The following is a 13,612-nucleotide window of genomic DNA, read 5'->3' on the forward strand; positions in this document are numbered from 1 at the left end:
TTGCGGACATCGGTTTTGGATGTATCCTCCGCTAGATGTTTGGGGGAGCGACCGATGATCGGCAGGCGAAAGGCAATCACAGTAGCGGCGTGCGCGACGTTTATGCCGGGAACGGCACTGTCTTGTCAGATATCATCGCCTCGCCCCAACCCTGTATTTGATAGGCAGGCGCAAGAAAAACGTTTGAGATTAGTCGAAAGCTTTTTTGAGAAGATCGATCGGGCAAGGTCGTTCGAAGAAATCGAGCGCTCGACCGCGAGCATGCGACGGGCCAGTTTTCGGTGGCCCGCTCCGCAACCAACCCAACTGTTGGAAGCCATTCCAGTGGGCGATCTGGTGATTGCTCGCGCGCGAGGTATTGAAGCGACGCCCGAGAATGAGTGCAATCCGTTCGTCACGGTCCACGCTTACTACTCGTTCCATTTCGACCAAGACCAGATCGCTCTGATGAATACGATTAGCTATGGCGCTCTCTGGCCCGCCCCGGAGCTACCGGAGGCTATTTCGCTGAAACGAGACTAAGTCGCTCTTGAGCAGCCGCCTCCAGCATCCGCTTTCCACCCTTAAACAGGCCTTCGAATAATCCTTTCCTACATTATCCCGCCGTGCTCCATACTGGCAGATGGAAAAGACCACCCCGCCCGCCCCGCTCCTCGCCGGCACCTGCCTCGCCTTCACACCCGTCCCCGGACAGCGCCATCGCGCCGACGGCTGGACGCCCGACACGCAGGCCAATTTCATCCGCGCGCTCGAAGCGATGGGCTCGGTGGGCAAGGCCGTACGCGCGGTCGGCATGGGCCGGGCTTCGGCCTATCGTCTACGCGAACGCCCCGACGCTGCAAGCTTCGCCGTTGCGTGGGATCTTGCCATCGCAACAGGCCGGACGCACCAGTTCAGCATCGCAATGGACCGCGCGCTCAACGGCGTGACCATCGTCCGCGTTCTGAAAGGCGGCGCGGTCGACGTCAGCGGCGGCCCCGACATGGCGGTCGTCCATGCCGCGCTCCGCGAAGACGCCTTCGCTAAAGCGACAAAGGAGACTGAATGAACGCGCACATGCGTATCTTTTGTCGCTTTAAGCCCAAAAAAAGAAGACCCGCCCCCAGGCCCATGTCCCCGGGGGCGGGTCGCGACCCGTCGTCCTTTGGCCGCCGCCGGTCCCGCGGCATGATTGCGGGACCGGGGCGCCGGATCAGGCGAGGTCGAAACGGTCGGCGTTCATCACCTTGGTCCAGGCCTTGACAAAGTCCTTCACGAACTTCTCTTCATGGCCGGTCTCGGCATAGACTTCGGCAACGGCGCGCAGTTCGGCGTTCGATCCGAAGATCAGGTCGGCGCGCGTCGCGCGCCACGTCTCGCCGCCGCTCGCGCGGTCGGTCGCGACATATTCCTGGTCGTTCGAGCCGTCGACGGCCTTCCACACATTGGTCATGTCGAGCAGGTTGACGAAATAGTCGTTCGTCAGCTGCCCCGACCGCTTGGTGAAATGGCCGTGCCCGCGCTCGCCATGATTGGCGCCGAGGACGCGGAGGCCCCCGATCAGCACGGTCATTTCGGGCACCGACAGGCCGAGCAGCGAAGCGCGGTCGAGCATCATTTCCTCGATCTTCACCGCGAGCTTCTTCTTGCCGACATAGTTGCGGAAGGCGTCGGCCTCGGGCTCCATCACCTCGAAGCTGTCAGCGTCGGTCTGCTCGGCGGTCGCGTCGCCGCGGCCACCGGTGAAGGGCACATTGGTCGCGCCCGCCTTCTCCAGCCCGACCACACCACCGAGGACGATGGCATCGGCCAGCGACATCGAACCGCGCAGACCGTTCAGCGTATCGATCACCTTGGCAAGCGCAGCCGGTTCGTTGACCTCCCAATCCTTCTGCGGCGCCAGCGCGACGCGCGCGCCATTGGCACCGCCGCGATAGTCGGACTTGCGATAGGTGCTCGCCGACGCCCAGGCGGTCTTGATCAGCTGGCTGACCGTCAGCCCGCTGGCGGCGATCTTGTCCTTCACCGCCTTGACGTCTGCGTCCGACGGCATCGAACCGGCGGGGATCGGGTCCTGCCAGATCAGGTCTTCGGCAGGCACTTCGGGCCCGAGGTAGCGGACCTTGGGCCCCATGTCGCGGTGCGTCAGCTTGAACCAGGCGCGTGCAAAGGCATCCCTGAACGCCTCATGGTCGGCGCGGAATTTCTCGCTGATCTTGCGGTATGCCGGGTCGAGCTTCAGCGCCATGTCGGCGGTGGTCATCATCGTCGGGACCTTCTTGCCGGGGACATGCGCGTCGGGCGCCATATCCTCTTCCTTCTGGTCGATCGGCTGCCACTGGTTGGCGCCTGCGGGCGATTTCACCAGCTCATAATCATAGTCGAACAGCAGGCGGAAGAAATTGTCGGTCCATTTGTCGGGCGTGTTCGTCCACGCGCCTTCGAGGCCGCTGGTGACCGTATGCTCGCCGATACCGCCGCTCTCGTGTCCGCTGACCCAGCCGAAGCCCTGCGCGGCAAGGTCGCCGCCCGCGGGCGCGGCGCCGAGCAGCGATGCGTCACCATTGCCATGCGCCTTGCCGAAGGTGTGGCCGCCGGCTGTAAGCGCGACGGTTTCCTCGTCGTTCATCGCCATGCGCGCGAAGGTTTCCTTCATGTCGCGCGCCATGCCTTCATTGTCGTTCGAATCGCCCTGCGGCCCTTCGGGATTGACGTAGATCAGGCCCATCTGGATCGCGGCGAGCGGGCCTTCGATCTCGTGCAGGCCATGTTGGGGCGCGATACGCGTCTGCACACCCTGATTGACCCACTTTTCTTCCGAACCCCAATAGATGTCGCGTTCGGGCTCGAACACGTCGGCACGGCCGCCGCCGAAGCCGAACACGGGCCCGCCCATGCTTTCGATCGCGACATTGCCGGCGAGGATGAACAGGTCGGCCCAGCTGATCTTGTTGCCATATTTCTGCTTGATCGGCCAAAGCAGGCGCCGCGCCTTGTCGAGGTTGCCATTGTCGGGCCAGCTGTCGAGCGGCGCGAAACGCTGCTGCCCGCTGTTGGCGCCGCCGCGCCCGTCAGCGGTGCGGTACGTGCCCGCGGCGTGCCACGCCATGCGGATGAAGAAGGGCCCGTAATGCCCATAGTCGGCCGGCCACCAGGGCTGGCTATCGGTCATCAGCGCGGTGAGGTCATTCTTGAGCCCCTGATAGTCGATCGACTTGAAGGCGGCTGCATAATCGAAGTCGTCGCCCAAGGGGTTCGACGAGCCGTTGGGATTGAGTATCTCGGTCGCCAGCATCTCGGGCCACCAGTCCTTGTTCGTACGGCCGAGCAGCGCGCGGGCTCCGTCCGTATTGAACGGACAGCCTTTTTCGGGGGCGTTCATGCAGTCTCTCCTTTTATGGTGATCGTTGGATGTTGGCGCGGCGGGATGACGGGCGCGTGACGCATGCTCGGCGACGGGGTCACCGCAGGGTGGTCGGCGCGGGCGGGCGTCGAGTCGATGGCGTCATCCTTTCGTTCAGACAGGGAGAGGTTACGCTGCACCTTCCCATCGACCTAAACGAATAAGCTGAATTCAGTCATCGAATGAACCGATCAAGCGCACGGCGGTTGCCCGTGCCGAGGGCCACCCGTCCCGCCCCCGCCACGTCCCGGCGATGCCGACGCAACATCGATACCGGCGCCGGGTTGATCCGATGCCGCGCCATGATGTGATGCGCGGCGCAAGGAGATGGAAAGTGGCTAATAACCCGAACCAGCAGAATGAGAAGAAACCGCAGTCGGATCGTGACCGCCAGCAGCAACAGCAGGGCGGCCAGCAGCGCCAGCCTGGCAGCGACCAGCGCCCCGATCAGGGCCGCCAGAACCCGCAGCAGCGCTGATACCGTCAGCCTGCATGAGAAAGGGCCGCCCCGTCTGGGGCGGCCCTTTTCCTTTAGAGGAACGAATTCCGCCTAGAAACTGAACTTCACCGTCCCGCCCCATGTCCGCGCGTCGCCGACCTGCCCGGCGATCAGGCCGGTGTTGCCGGGAGCGACCTGAAGCAGTTCGATATAATTCACATCGAACGCATTGCGGACCCAGCCGAAAACGTCGAGCCCCTCGCCGCGGAAGCCGACGCGGAAGTTGGTCAGGGCATAGCCTTTGACGTCGGTATAGGCCGACGGCGACGCATTCGAATTCCAGTGCGAACGGTAATTGCCGTCGACGCCGAGATAGACCTGCCCTTCCTTTGCCAGCAGCGTGACCGGGACATTGGTTTCGGCACCGTAAGAAAACGCCCATTTCGACACGCCGGGTAGGCGCTGTCCCGAAATATCGCACTGCCGCGGGCTCAGCGCCGCCGGAACGCCGGGCTGCGAATAGTCGGGCACCGCGTTGGCGCCCTGCAGCGTACCGCCCGACAGTTCGGGCGGGCACGGCGCGTTAGTGAACTTCTTGTATTTGGCGTCGGTGTAGGCGCCGTTGGCGTAAGCGGTGAACCGGTCGCTCGCGACGATCTTCAAGTCCGCCTCGATACCCTGCGTCCGAACCTTGTCGGCGTTGGCGAGATAGCCGCGCACCGTGCCGAACTGGCCGCCGTTCACCGTCGCCTGGAAATCCTTGATATCGGTGCGGAAGGCCGCGAGGTTGAACGTCGCGCGCCGGCCCAGGAACTGCGTCTTGAGCCCGATTTCGAAATGGTCGATCGATTCGGGCTTCACCGTGCTCGCATCATAATTGACCGTATTGTCGGCGTTGAGCGGCAAGCCGTTCTGGTTGATGCCCAGCGTCTTGAAGCTTTTGGCATAGGTCGCATAGGCCAGGATATCCGGCGCGACCTTGTAGTTCACATTGAGATCGTAGGTGAAGTTCCACGCGCTGTCCGACGGTGCGCTTTCCTGTGGCTGATAGACGCCGCACTGTGCCGCCAATATTGCAGGAAGGCTGGTGCCCGGCGCAGGAGTGCAATTGATGACCTGCCCGGCGCCGTTCGTGACCACGCGCCGGTAAAAGCCCGATTTCTTGTCGTAATTGACGCGCGCGCCCGGCTGGATCGTCAATGCATCGGTCACCTTCCAGCTGAGCTGACCGAACAGCGCCGCGCTGGTACTCTTGAGATACTGCGTGTTGGTGGCGGTCAGCCCCTGAAGCACGCTCGGATCGTTGGCGAGCGCGCCGGTCAGGCTCCATTTGCTGGCGTCTGCGCCCTGCTGTTCGGTGCCCTGCGTGTCGATCCGCTGCTTGAAACCGAACAGGCCGACGACGAAGTCGATCTTGTCGCCTTCGTAATTATAGCGGAATTCCTGGCTATACTGATCCTGCTGCGAGGGGTTCTGAGACTTCGAGACGATCGAGAGGCCGGTGAAATCGCGGTCATTCTCGGGCTTCCAGTCCCAGAAGCGCCACGCGCTGATCGACGTGAAGGTGCCGGGACCGACGTCCCACTTCACGCGCACCGAGGCGCCGCCGATCTTGTTGCCCGCGTTCAGGCTAGCATCAAGGTCGGTCAGGCGGTCGTAGGGATTGGTGCTCGGCACGGCATAGTTGCGGCCGGGATTGGCGGCGTTCACCGCGGCGACGAGCGCGTCATACTGGCGCGCGAGCGCGCGCTGGGTCCGGCCGACGCGAACATAGGTCGTGCCATAGCCTTCGGGGTCCTGCTTGCTGTAGTCGCCGGCGATGGTGATGCTGAGATCTTCGTTCGGCTGGAACAGCAGCTGGCCACGCAAGCCCAGATTGTCCTGTTCGTTGATCCAGCGGTCGCTCACCGTGTTGTAGAGCGTGCCGCGGCGGCTGGTCGCCGCAATAGCGATGCGGGCCGCGATCTTGTCGGTCAGCGGCCCCGAGATCGCTGCCTTCGCCTGCCGGTAGTTGAGGTTGCCGACGCTCACCTCGGCGCGGCCCTCGAAATCGAAGGTCGGCTGGTTCGTCGTGATGTTGATCGCGCCGGCGGTCGTGTTCTTGCCGTAGAGCGTGCCCTGCGGCCCGCGCAGCACCTCGACCTGGTCGACATCGAGAAAGTCGAAGGTCGCCGCGGCGACGCGCGAATTATAAACGTCATCGACATAGATGCCGACGCCCTGCTCGAATCCGTCGCTGGTGAGGCCGAAGGGCACGCCAAGACCGCGGATGTTGACCGAGGTGTTGCGCGGGTTCGACGTGTAAACCTGGAGCGTCGGAGCGAGCTGCTGGAGCTTCACGACGTTGAAGTTGCCCGTCGCCTCGATCGAATCGCCGCGGATCACCGAGATCGCGACGGGCACTTCCTGTGCGGTTTCCTGACGGCGGCGCGCGGTGACGATGATGATGTCGCCGCGGCTCACATCGTCGTCAAGCTGGGCCGCATCGGCCGCCCCCGCGGCAGTGGCGGCATCGCCCGCTTCGGCTTCCGCGGCTATCGCCGGGGTCGCGCCGAGCGCGAGCAGAAAAGAGAGTGTGAGCGCGGACGCCGGCAAGCGGCGGCGGACGGACGGGTATTTTGCGGTCATGACAATTTCCTGTTGCTTTGAAGATGCACGAAAATTGCCACATCCGGCGGTCCGGTCTGCGGCAGGCGGGACGCAAGTCCCCATTGGGAGCCGTGAATTCAGTTGGGGTAGCGGTGCCGCTCGGTCACATCGACCTGCACCAGACGCCCTTCGTGCACGGTCAGCTGGATCGCGCCGAACTTCAGCCTGTCGAGAGCCTCGAGCACGGTCTGAATGGCGCGCGGCACCTCTTCGGAGCCGCCTTTGGCGACTTCGTTGATAGCGCTCATGATAATTCCTTTCCCTCGTGGATTCGCCCCGCAAGCATATGCCAAGTGAATTGGTAGACAATAAATCTTTTCCTTTCTGCGCCGAAAGGTTCGGTTGTCGCGCCCAATGGACAGCGCCGAACGGATTCGGGCGTGCGACGAGCCGACGGACCGAGCGACGCCGGGGATTGCGCGCGAGTCCCAGTGCTGGCAAAGGCAGCCCCAATGAGCAAAATTAACGATCTGATGGCCCGCGGAACCGAGCTTCTCGGCAGCGACTACGCCATTCTCTGCGGTGCGATGAGCTGGGTTTCCGAACGCCATCTGGTCAGCGCGATCAGCAATGCCGGCGGGTTTGGCGTAATTGCGTGCGGCGCGATGACGCCCGAACTGCTCGATGCCGAAATCGCCGCGACCAAGGCGCTGGCGACGCGAAATTTCGGCGTCAATCTGATCACCATGCATCCGCAACTGTTCGATCTGATCGACGTCTGCGCGAAACATGGCGTCGGCCATGTCGTGCTTGCGGGCGGTCTGCCGCCGAAGGGCAGCCTCGAGGCGATCAAGGCATCGGGCGCGAAGGTCATCTGTTTTGCCCCGACGCTCGCGCTGGGCAAGAAGCTCGTTCGTTCGGGCGTCGACGCGCTGGTGATCGAGGGGATGGAGGCCGGCGGCCATATAGGCCCCGTGTCGACCAGCGTGCTGGCGCAGGAAATCCTGCCCACGCTCGCCGACGAAGTCCCGGTGTTCGTCGCCGGCGGCATCGGCCGCGGCGAGGCGATCGCCGCCTATTTGGAAATGGGCGCATCGGGGGTCCAACTCGGCACCCGCTTCGTCTGCGCCACCGAAAGCATCGCGCATCCCAATTTCAAGAAGGCTTTCATGCGCGCCTCGGCACGCGAAGCCGTCGCAAGCGTCCAGATCGACCCGCGCCTGCCGGTCATCCCCGTCCGCGCGCTCAAGAACGCGGGCACCGAAGCCTTTACCGCCAAGCAGCGTGAAGTCGCGAACAAGCTCGACACGGGCGAGGTCGACATGATGGCGGCCCAACTCGAAATCGAGCATTATTGGGCGGGCGCGCTGCGTCGCGCGGTGATCGACGGCGACGTCGAAAATGGTTCGTTAATGGCAGGGCAATCTGTCGGTATGGTATCCGAAGAAGAGAGCGTCGCAGCAATCGTCGCATCTCTGGTGCAACAGGCCGAAGCCGCGTTGCACGCTCGGGGTTGATGCTGCAAAATATAGCAGCTGGGGAGTGGGTCATGAATTTGTCGCGTAAGATTATCGTAGCGGGCTTGCTGGCGAGCGTTGCCGCATGCGCACCGAAGCCGCCTCCGCCGCCTCCGCCGCCCCCTCCGCCGCCGGTCGTCGTCGTCATTCCACCGCGGCCGCTGCCGCCGGGCAACGCATCGCTGACGCAGATCCTGCCGGGCCGTGCGCTCGACGGCCATTTCGTCACGGCGAACAGCAATGTGACCGGCGACCGCGCCTTCTGGCAGCTCAAGATCGGGCTCAACGTCGCCGCGATCGGCTGCCGCGGGCTCGAGGAAACGACGCTCGTTTCAGCGTATAACAATATCATCAAAACCCATAGCAAGGTGATCAAGTCGACCGAAAAGTCGGTGATCACCCAGCTCGGCAAGGAAAATAAGAACAACGGCATCGCACCGCGCGACCGCCTGTCGACGCAGTTGTTCAACTATTTTGCCCAGCCGCCGGCGCAGCGCGGCTTCTGTGCGCGCGCCAACGAGATTGCCCAGCTGGTTTCGGCAACGCCGACCGCACAGGTCGTCGAACAGGCGCCCGCGCATCTTGCGCGGCTCGATCAGCCGTTCCACGAATTTTACGAGGCCTACGCCAAATATCAGGTCGACGCCGTCGCGTGGGACGCCAAATATGCTCGGCCGCCGGCGATCATGACCGCACCGGCAGCGCCGATCGCAACACCCGCTCAGCCCGCGACGTCGCCGTCGGGCACCTGATTTGAGTTCCTCGCCGGGCGGCCTTGTTGCATTCGCGCAACGCCGCCCGCGCGATGCGACACAATCTTTTTCGGTTCGTCGCATTTCGCCCGTCGCGGGCCCATGGCGGGTGACGTCATGGCGCCGAACAGGGGTCGCGGCGTCCTGTACGGCGCCGAAAAAAGCCCAGCACTCCCGCCTTTTCCGGAATCGACATCGCGTTACCCCATCGTGAACCAAAAGCTGCGGAAACTGCTTTCCGCTGCATTCATCCTTAATTCCCGGCAATCTTTCGACTCTCCCCTGCCCCTTATCGTCAGCCTCGCCGGGATCGTCCGGCGTTGCTCGGGGGAGCATTGGGGGAATGGGGAACATGACCAGAGGAATCGGATTCGCCGCCGCGTGCGCGGCGGCCTTGGCTGCTGCGCCCGCAGCGGCCCAATATACGCAGCAGGAACCGCAGGCGCCCGGCTATGCCGCGGCCAACCTGCGCCTGCCGCCGCGCGATGCGCAGGGGGATTTTGCAACGCCCAATCGTGAACGGACCGGTCACGACGCGTTCTGGAACCTGCGCATCGCGCTTAACGTTGCCGCGATCGGGTGCCGTCATCCGGGATCGCTGCAACTGATAGCCGACTACAACAATATCATCGGACGCCACGGCAATCTTATCCGCTCCGCGGAGACGGCGGTGATTGCACGGCTGGGGCGCGAGACGGGCAGCAACGGCATTGCCGCCCGCGACCGCACCTCGACCAAGCTGTTCAACTATTTCGCGCAGCCGCCCGCGCAGAAGGAGTTTTGCCGCGTCGCCGGATCGATTGCGCAACAGATGAGCGGCATGGACAGCGCGACCGCGATGTCGATGGCTCCGGCCATGCTCGCGCAGGTCGACCAGCCTTTCGTCGACTTCTACAACGCCTATGCGCGTTATGAAGTGGAACTCGCCGCCTACCGCGCTCAGCGCGGTTACCAGCCGCGCACCGAACCGGGCGTCCAAATGGCGGCGGCGAAACCCTGAGCGAAATTAACTTGGGGCAATAGCAACGGTGCCAAGCATCTGTTAGCAGGGCGGAGCGATGACCAATGCTCCGCCCCCTCCTTCGACTGCGGCCCAGTCGGCACGTACCATCCTGACCCGATTGCACGAGGTCATGGCATCGCGTGCAAACGCGCAGGGCAAGCTCAACCAGGTCGTCGGCATTATCGGCGAATGCCTCGATAGCGAAGTCTGCTCGATCTACTTGCTGCGCGAAGGCGCGCTCGAACTCTACGCGACACGCGGGCTGAAGCAGGAGGCGGTGCACGTCACCCGGCTCGGCCTCGGTGAAGGGCTGGTTGGCACGATCGCCGACCAGATCGAGACGCTGAACCTCGACGAGGCTGCGGCGCATCCCGACTTTTCCTATCGCCCCGAGACCGGCGAAGAATTGTTCCACAGCTTTGCCGGCGTGCCGATCATCCGCCGTGAGCGCGCGGTGGGCGTGCTGTGCGTCCAGCACAGCGATCCGCGCCGCTATGACGATATCGAGATCGAGACGCTGCAGACCGTCGCGATGGTATTGTCCGAGCTGATCGCCAACGCCGACCTCGTCGACACCGCCGCCCGCACCGACGCCGCGGCGGCGGATCAGTCGGCGCAGCGGCTGAACGGACAGAAGCTGGTCGACGGCATGGGCGCCGGGGTCGCAGTGTTCCACCAGCCGCGCATCACGATCGAACACACCGTCGCTGACGACACCGAAGCCGAGCGCCACCGCGTCTACGCCGCCTTCGACAAGATGCGCGAGCAGATCGACCGCATGGCGAGTTCGGCCGACTTCGGCGTCGGCGGCGAGCATGAGGAGGTCATCGAGACCTACAAGATGTTCGCCTATGACGAGGGATGGTCGCGGCGGATCAATGAGGCAATCGACAGCGGCCTGACCGCCGAGGCGGCGATCGAGCGCGTCCAGCAACGCACGCGTATGCGCATGCGCCAGATCGACGATCCGCTGCTGCGCGATCGCATGCACGATCTGGAGGATCTGTCGAACCGGCTGATCCGCATCGTCTCGGGACAGATGGGGACCGCCGCGCAAATGGGCGGGCTGCGGCAGGATTCGATCCTGATCGCGCGCAACCTCGGCCCCGCCGAACTGCTCGAATATGACCGTCGCCGGCTGAAGGGCGTCGTGCTCGAGGAAGGCTCGCTGACCGCGCACGTCATCATCGTCGCGCGCGCGATGGGGGTTCCGGTGATGGGCCGCGTCAGCGACGTGCGCGCCTCGATCCGCGAAGGCGATTTGCTGCTGCTCGATTCGGCGGCGGGGTCGCTGCATGTCCGGCCGACGCAGGCGGTGCAGGATGCCTTCGACGCCAAGCTCGAAGTGTCGCAAAAGCGCCGCGCCAACCTCGCCGCGCTGCGCGACCTGCCCGCGGTCACCAAGGACGGCGTGCCGATCGAGCTGATGATCAACGCCGGGCTGCGCGAGGATATCGCCGCGCTCGACCTGACCGGCGCGCGCGGGATCGGGCTGTTCCGTACCGAATTCCAGTTCCTCGTTTCAGCCACCCTGCCGTCGCGTGACCGCCAGCAGCGGCTCTACCGCGATGTGCTCGACGCCGCGGGCGACCGGCCGGTGATCTTCCGCACCGTCGACATCGGCGGCGACAAGGCGCTGCCCTATATGAATGTCGGCGACAGCGCGCATGAGGAAAATCCCGCGATGGGCTGGCGCGCGCTGCGCCTCGCGCTCGAACGCGAAGGGCTGCTGAAAGTCCAGGCACGTGCTTTGATGGAGGCGGCCGCCGGGCGGACGCTCAACGTCATGTTCCCGATGGTGTCCGAACCGTGGGAATATGAAGCGGCGCGCAACCTGTTCGTCGGCCAGCGGGCGTGGCTCGCGAGCCATAACAAGAAATTGCCCGTCGCGATCCGCTATGGCGCGATGCTCGAAGTGCCGGGGCTGCTCGAAACGCTCGACCTGATGCTCCCGCATCTCGATTTCCTGTCGGTCGGCACCAACGACCTTACCCAGTTCCTGTTCGCCGCCGATCGCGCGCACCCGCGGCTCGCCGAACGTTATGACTGGCTGTCGCCGACGGTCATGCGATACCTCGCGCGCGTCGTCCGCACCGTTTCGGGCTCGAAGGTGGCGCTGGGCGTTTGTGGCGAAATGGGCGGCCGACCGCTCGAAGCAATGGCCTTGCTGGGTGTCGGCATCGAACGCCTGTCGATCACTCCCGCCGGGGTCGGCCCCGTCAAGGCGATGATCCGCTCGCTCGACCTTGGTGCACTGCGCGCCGACATGCCTGCGATCCTCGCCCAGCCTTCGTCGAACCCGCGCGGTCAGTATCATGACTGGGCGCAGCAACATCAGGTCGATCTGGGCGATTAATCCGTGCTTTCGACCCGAAATTAACCTTTCAACAGGGATGTTTTGGTTAATACACTCTTGCACCCGTTCGGGAGGCTGGAGAAGATGATGCAGTTGGTCAAACGGTCCTACGCCGGGGTGATGCACACGATTGCGAACCTTGGTCCGATGGAAAAGCTTGCCGAGGATGCGCGGCACAGCGACGAATATGGCTGGCGGCGCTGGTCGGCATCGCTGCTCGCAATCCACGATATCGAACGCATGATCGCGCTGGGCCTGCCCTGGTGGAACGTCGCCGCGACGCGCGAAGTCGCCGAGTTTCTCCGCGGACGGCCAAAGGCGCGCGTGTTCGAATATGGCGCGGGCGCGAGCACCATCTGGCTCGCGCGCCATGCCGCCAGCGTCGTGTCGGTCGAACACCATGCCGAATGGCACCAGCGCCTGACCAAAGAGGTTGTCTGTTTCCCGAATATCGAATTGCGCCATCGCGAACTCGAAGGCGACGCCTATATTGGGGCGATCGACGCGGCGGACGGCCCGTTTGACCTGATTGTCGTCGACGGACGCCGCCGCACCGAATGCCTAGCGCGCGCGATCCCGCATCTCGCGCCCGGCGGCATCATCCTGCTCGATGACAGCGGCCGCCGCCGCTACCGCCGCGCGATCGAAAGCTGCGGGCTCGAGGAGCGTCGCTATTTCGGTCGCTCCTATTGCGTCCCCTACCCCGATTTCACCAGCATCCTTTATGGCTGAAACAGCCGCGGCACACCGCCGCCCGTCCTTCGAAAGGATCGGGCGGTGGGTCGGCGGCGCGGCGCTGGCGGGCAGCATCGCCTTCATCGGCGAGCGGCTGTGGCGCCTCGACTGGTCGACGCTCCAGCCGCACGCATCGTGGGGCCTTGCGGGCGCCATGATCGGCGCGCCCCTGCTGTTTGCGGCCGCCGATCGTGCGCTGTCGAGCGCATGGACCGCAGTCGTCGACCGAGAACATATCCAGCCGCCCGGCGACCTGTCGCGCATCTATGCCCGCGGCGTGCTGATGAAATATCTGCCGGGGTCGGTGTTCCAATATGTCAGCCGGCAGATCGAAGGCGCAAAGACGGGGATCGAGCATAAGCTGCTCGCCAAGTCGGCCGTCGTCGAGGTCGGCCTGCATCTGGTCAGCAGCATGTCGGTCGCCGCCGCTTGCCTGACCTTCGAACGCTCGCCCGTCGGCGCCCTTGCCGCAGCTGTCATCGTCGTCGGCACCGCATTTGCCGCACGCCGGCCCTTATTGACGGCCCTGGCTTTCCAGATTCTCGCTTTTGGCGGGTTTGCCATGGCAGCCGCGCTGATCGGCGCCGCCGTCCTCCCTGCCGGAACGGACCTCGCCCATTTCGCCGCGCTGTTCCTGCTGGCATGGCTGGCCGGCTTTGTCGTGCCGGTGGCGCCGGGCGGGATCGGCGTTCGCGAAGCGGCGCTTCTCGCTCTTGCAGGCGCCGGTTTGCCGGCGGCGGGGCTGATGGCCGCGACGCTCGCGCTTCGGGCATCGTCGATCGCCGGCGATCTGGGATATGGCCTCGCCACCCTGCGATGCCGCCGCACCTGATCCGCAG

Annotated in this window: 12 protein-coding genes; 9 read left to right on the forward strand and 3 right to left on the reverse strand. The window is 64.3% G+C overall.

Annotation, left to right across the window (positions count from 1 at the left end; translation table 11 throughout):
* Window positions 1-54 precede the first annotated feature (54 nt).
* Together GGC65_RS06245 and GGC65_RS06250 are read left to right on the forward strand one after the other, a co-directional pair.
* On the forward strand, window positions 55-522 hold the full coding sequence (locus GGC65_RS06245; RefSeq protein WP_192646363.1) for a hypothetical protein: 468 nt from the start codon (window positions 55-57) through the stop codon (window positions 520-522).
* A gap of 100 nt (window positions 523-622) precedes the next feature.
* The gene (locus tag GGC65_RS06250) at window positions 623-1,048 is read left to right on the forward strand and encodes a hypothetical protein (protein WP_192646364.1); all 426 of its coding nucleotides are present in this window, start codon (window positions 623-625) and stop codon (window positions 1,046-1,048) included.
* Between the two features lie 144 nt (window positions 1,049-1,192).
* Here the strand turns inward: GGC65_RS06250 and katG are convergent, their stop codons facing one another.
* Window positions 1,193-3,361 carry a catalase/peroxidase HPI gene (katG, locus tag GGC65_RS06255; RefSeq protein ID WP_192646365.1) on the reverse strand — a complete coding sequence of 723 codons (2,169 nt, stop codon included), beginning with the start codon at window positions 3,359-3,361 and terminating at the stop codon, window positions 1,193-1,195.
* A 355-nt stretch (window positions 3,362-3,716) separates the two neighbouring features.
* Here katG and GGC65_RS06260 point away from each other — a divergent pair, with 355 nt between their 5' ends.
* Window positions 3,717-3,860: a hypothetical protein gene (locus GGC65_RS06260; RefSeq protein ID WP_192646366.1), complete on the forward strand. Its 144-nt coding sequence runs from the start codon at window positions 3,717-3,719 to the stop codon at window positions 3,858-3,860.
* A 72-nt stretch (window positions 3,861-3,932) separates the two neighbouring features.
* Here GGC65_RS06260 and GGC65_RS06265 read toward each other — a convergent pair whose 3' ends face one another.
* Together GGC65_RS06265 and GGC65_RS06270 are read right to left on the reverse strand one after the other, a co-directional pair.
* Window positions 3,933-6,449 (reverse strand): TonB-dependent receptor, encoded by a 2,517-nt coding sequence (locus tag GGC65_RS06265; protein ID WP_192646367.1) that lies wholly within the window; start codon window positions 6,447-6,449, stop codon window positions 3,933-3,935.
* Between the two features lie 98 nt (window positions 6,450-6,547).
* Window positions 6,548-6,718, reverse strand: a complete 171-nt coding sequence (locus tag GGC65_RS06270; RefSeq protein WP_192646368.1) for a YezD family protein — start codon at window positions 6,716-6,718, stop codon at window positions 6,548-6,550.
* A 204-nt stretch (window positions 6,719-6,922) separates the two neighbouring features.
* On the opposite strand from GGC65_RS06270, the gene GGC65_RS06275 reads away from it, so the two are divergent.
* From GGC65_RS06275 to GGC65_RS06300, 6 genes are all read left to right on the forward strand, one after another.
* Window positions 6,923-7,927: an NAD(P)H-dependent flavin oxidoreductase gene (locus tag GGC65_RS06275; protein WP_192646369.1), complete on the forward strand. Its 1,005-nt coding sequence runs from the start codon at window positions 6,923-6,925 to the stop codon at window positions 7,925-7,927.
* Between the two features lie 32 nt (window positions 7,928-7,959).
* Window positions 7,960-8,679 (forward strand): hypothetical protein, encoded by a 720-nt coding sequence (locus tag GGC65_RS06280; protein WP_192646370.1) that lies wholly within the window; start codon window positions 7,960-7,962, stop codon window positions 8,677-8,679.
* A gap of 352 nt (window positions 8,680-9,031) precedes the next feature.
* The gene (locus GGC65_RS06285; RefSeq protein WP_192646371.1) at window positions 9,032-9,679 is read left to right on the forward strand and encodes a hypothetical protein; all 648 of its coding nucleotides are present in this window, start codon (window positions 9,032-9,034) and stop codon (window positions 9,677-9,679) included.
* A gap of 58 nt (window positions 9,680-9,737) precedes the next feature.
* Window positions 9,738-12,038 (forward strand): phosphoenolpyruvate--protein phosphotransferase, encoded by a 2,301-nt coding sequence (ptsP, locus tag GGC65_RS06290; protein WP_192646372.1) that lies wholly within the window; start codon window positions 9,738-9,740, stop codon window positions 12,036-12,038.
* A gap of 87 nt (window positions 12,039-12,125) precedes the next feature.
* Window positions 12,126-12,770, forward strand: a complete 645-nt coding sequence (locus GGC65_RS06295; protein WP_192646373.1) for a class I SAM-dependent methyltransferase — start codon at window positions 12,126-12,128, stop codon at window positions 12,768-12,770.
* Complete coding sequence (locus GGC65_RS06300; protein WP_192646374.1) at window positions 12,763-13,605, forward strand: hypothetical protein; 843 nt, start codon at window positions 12,763-12,765, stop codon at window positions 13,603-13,605. Before GGC65_RS06295 ends, GGC65_RS06300 begins: the two co-directional genes overlap by 8 nt.
* Window positions 13,606-13,612: the final 7 nt, after the last annotated feature.

Source organism: Sphingopyxis sp. OAS728 (assembly GCF_014873485.1).
Lineage (GTDB): Bacteria > Pseudomonadota > Alphaproteobacteria > Sphingomonadales > Sphingomonadaceae > Sphingopyxis.

What these genes read in the sequence shown, in the direction of transcription:
- GGC65_RS06245 (WP_192646363.1), top strand. Translation starts at nt 55, where the DNA reads ATGATCGGCAGGCGAAAGGCAATCACAGTAGCGGCGTGCGCGACGTTT.
- GGC65_RS06250 (WP_192646364.1), top strand. Translation starts at nt 623, where the DNA reads ATGGAAAAGACCACCCCGCCCGCCCCGCTCCTCGCCGGCACCTGCCTC.
- katG (WP_192646365.1), bottom strand. Translation starts at nt 3,361, where the DNA reads ATGAACGCCCCCGAAAAAGGCTGTCCGTTCAATACGGACGGAGCCCGC.
- GGC65_RS06265 (WP_192646367.1), bottom strand. Translation starts at nt 6,449, where the DNA reads ATGACCGCAAAATACCCGTCCGTCCGCCGCCGCTTGCCGGCGTCCGCG.
- GGC65_RS06270 (WP_192646368.1), bottom strand. Translation starts at nt 6,718, where the DNA reads ATGAGCGCTATCAACGAAGTCGCCAAAGGCGGCTCCGAAGAGGTGCCG.
- GGC65_RS06275 (WP_192646369.1), top strand. Translation starts at nt 6,923, where the DNA reads ATGAGCAAAATTAACGATCTGATGGCCCGCGGAACCGAGCTTCTCGGC.
- GGC65_RS06280 (WP_192646370.1), top strand. Translation starts at nt 7,960, where the DNA reads ATGAATTTGTCGCGTAAGATTATCGTAGCGGGCTTGCTGGCGAGCGTT.
- GGC65_RS06285 (WP_192646371.1), top strand. Translation starts at nt 9,032, where the DNA reads ATGACCAGAGGAATCGGATTCGCCGCCGCGTGCGCGGCGGCCTTGGCT.
- ptsP (WP_192646372.1), top strand. Translation starts at nt 9,738, where the DNA reads ATGACCAATGCTCCGCCCCCTCCTTCGACTGCGGCCCAGTCGGCACGT.
- GGC65_RS06295 (WP_192646373.1), top strand. Translation starts at nt 12,126, where the DNA reads ATGCAGTTGGTCAAACGGTCCTACGCCGGGGTGATGCACACGATTGCG.
- GGC65_RS06300 (WP_192646374.1), top strand. Translation starts at nt 12,763, where the DNA reads ATGGCTGAAACAGCCGCGGCACACCGCCGCCCGTCCTTCGAAAGGATC.